The organism is Marinicauda pacifica (genome assembly GCF_004793635.1).
In the GTDB taxonomy this organism is placed as follows: Bacteria; Pseudomonadota; Alphaproteobacteria; order Caulobacterales; family Maricaulaceae; genus Marinicauda; species Marinicauda pacifica.
In genome coordinates this window covers 1-324 of sequence record NZ_SRXV01000031.1, presented here as the reverse complement: position 1 = coordinate 324, position 324 = coordinate 1, and the positions used below count along the sequence as shown (strand labels likewise).

The following is a 324-nucleotide window of genomic DNA, read 5'->3' as shown; positions in this document are numbered from 1 at the left end:
AGGCTTGAGAACATGGAAAAACCGGGGTCAGCAAACAGGAGCAAAATTTTAAGACTGCGACCAAATGGTCACAGAGCGAGGCTTGGTTTCTTGTGCGATGCCTCGCGCCATATTGCAAGCGCGCGAAGTCTCTCAAACTCAGCGTTCTGCGGCGTCATCGCCCGTATGTGCGTCTTGTTTCAACTCTGCCGCCTCCATTCCGAGATCGGAACCGCGCAGCCAGCGGCGCGCAATCAGCATGATGCCGATCCAGGCGGCACCGGCCGCGACCAGAGCCGCGATGGCCCAAGGCCCTCCGCCGGAGAGGATCGCCATCAGGCTCCC

At 60.2% G+C, this 324-nt stretch carries 1 pseudogene; it reads right to left on the bottom strand.

The window, feature by feature from the left end:
• Positions 1-138 precede the first annotated feature (138 nt).
• Positions 139-324 (bottom strand): annotated as a pseudogene (locus E5162_RS14810) (hypothetical protein); the annotation flags it as partial.